The sequence below is a fragment of the Aeromonas sp. QDB18 genome, assembly GCF_027705325.1.
Lineage (GTDB): Bacteria > Pseudomonadota > Gammaproteobacteria > Enterobacterales > Aeromonadaceae > Aeromonas > Aeromonas caviae.
In genome coordinates, this window is record NZ_JAPDBQ010000253.1 from 1 (window position 1) to 2,242 (window position 2,242).

1 protein-coding gene is annotated in these 2,242 nt (G+C 61.4%); it reads right to left on the reverse strand.

The window, feature by feature from the left end; all coding sequences use genetic code 11:
* Nucleotides 1–113: 113 nt before the first annotated feature.
* Nucleotides 114–1,946 carry an SLC13 family permease gene (locus tag OKC30_RS20585; protein WP_160838172.1) on the reverse strand — a complete coding sequence of 611 codons (1,833 nt, stop codon included), beginning with the start codon at nucleotides 1,944–1,946 and terminating at the stop codon, nucleotides 114–116.
* Nucleotides 1,947–2,242: the final 296 nt, after the last annotated feature.

Consider the following 2,242-nt stretch of genomic DNA (forward strand, 5'->3'; position numbering starts at 1 on the left):
CGATGTGGAGCGGGTGATGTCACTTTGTAGCCGAGATTGGATAAAACTGACCTAATGTTTAATCCGATTGGTATAAAAAGGCGGCCCGCAGGCCGCCATATCGTTTGCTGTCGTCAGAACGGGAAGAACCAGGGGATGGCGATGACGCTCACCACCATCACCAGCAAGGTGAAGGGCACGCCGATGCGCACGAAGTCCATGAACTTGTAGTTGCCCGGGCCCAGCACCAGGGTGTTGACCGGCGACGAGACCGGCGTCATGAAGGCTGCCGAGGCGGCGATGGCGATGGTCATGGCAAAGGGATAAGGCGACACCCCCATCTGATGGGCCGTACCCAGCGCGATGGGCGCCATCAGCACCGCCGTCGCCGTGTTGGAGATGAAGAGCCCGATGACGGCACAGAGCACGAAGAGGCTGGCCAGCATCACCCTGGGACCCATCTCCCCTACTGCCGAGATGAGCGCGCCGACGATGAGATCCACCCCGCCGGTCTGCTGCAATGCAAGGGCAAAGGGCAGCATGCCCACGATGAGGATCAGGGTCGGCCAGTGGATGGACTTGTAGGCACTCTCCAGATCGATGCAGCGGAACTTGCCCATCAGCAGGCAGGCGATGAGCGCCGCGATCACGTTGGGCACGGGATCTGTCACCATCAGTACTATCATGACCCCGAGGGCAATCAGGGCGTGAATGGCCTGGCTGCGGGCCGGCGCCATCTCGTCCACTTCCGCAGGCAGGCCCAGCAGCAGAAAATCGCGATGATGGGTCTGCAACTGACGAATGAGGCTCCAGTTCCCCACCACCAGCAGGGTATCCCCCATCTGCAGCGCCTCGTCCACCAGCTTGCCGGTCAGCGCCTCTCCATCCCGGCGGATCCCCACCACGCTCAGACCGTAACGGGAACGGAAGGTCACCTCGCGGATGCTCTTGCCGAGCAGCCGGGAGCCGGGGATGAGGGAGACCTCCGCCATGCCCACCTCCCGCGCCTGATCGGAGAAGTATTCGCCGCGCAATATCATGGGCTCGAGCCGCGCCTCGCTGCAAAACTCCCGCACATCCACCTCGGGATCCGACATGTCGATGAGCAGCACGTCCTTGGCCTGGAACTCAGTCACCCCGGTGACACTGACCATCACCCGCCTGAACTTGCGCCAGCGCTCCATCCCGATGACGTTGGCACCGAAGCGGGCACGCAATTGCAGCTCGTCGAGGGTCTGGCCGATCAGGGGGGAGTCGGGCCGGATCGCCAGTCGGCGTGCGCGCCCCGCCAGGCGGTAGTCACGGATGAGATCCCGCATGGTGCTGCGTCCCATCTGCTTGCCCTTGCCCTCCTCTCCTTCACGCACCAAGGAGGTGCGCATCACCAGCATGTAGAGGATCCCCATCCCCAGAATGATGACCCCCATGGGGGTGAAGCCGAAGAAGCCGAACCCCTGGATGTCGTGCCGCATCAGTTCACTGTTCACCACCATGTTGGGCGGCGTTGCCACCAGCGTCATCATGCCGCTGATAAGGCCGGCAAACCCGAGCGGCATCATCAGTCTGCCCGCCGGGATCCCCATCCGGTTCGCCACGCTCAGCACCACGGGGATGAAGATGGCCACCACCCCGGTCGAACTCATCACGGCCCCCAGGGTCGCCACCGCCACCATCAGCAGCACCAGCATGCGGGTTTCGCTGCTGCCGGCCACCTTCACCAGGGCATCTCCCACCTGATAGGCGATGCCGGTACGCACCAGCCCCTCCCCCACCACGAACAGGGCGGCAATCAGAATGACGTTGGGATCGCTGAATCCTGCCAGCGCCTGCGGCAGGGTCAGGGTGCCGCTCAACACGAACAGAATGATGATCAACAAGGCGACCACGTCCATACGTACCTTGTTGGTAATAAACAGGAGAATGGCACCCACCAGCATGCTGAGCACCCAGATCAACTCGGAATTCACACTTGCTCCTTTTGTTCAACGTCAACCACGGCCGGCCTCGGACGCCATCAGACCACAGAGCCCGTCCCCCTGATTTGTTACATATCAAGAAAGAAGAGACCGCATCATCTCACATTCAGGTTCAGTTGCGGCCATTTTACCGGTCCGTGAACGCAGTCGGTCGCCCTTCACATGTCGGGGTAAAAAGTGCTGCACGCTCCCCCCGCCCCTCCTAAAATGGGGTTCATCGCGGCTTTCCGGGGAAGGCCGCCTTGATTTTCAGAAAAAAGTATTCTGAGTCCCTAAATCCATATGCC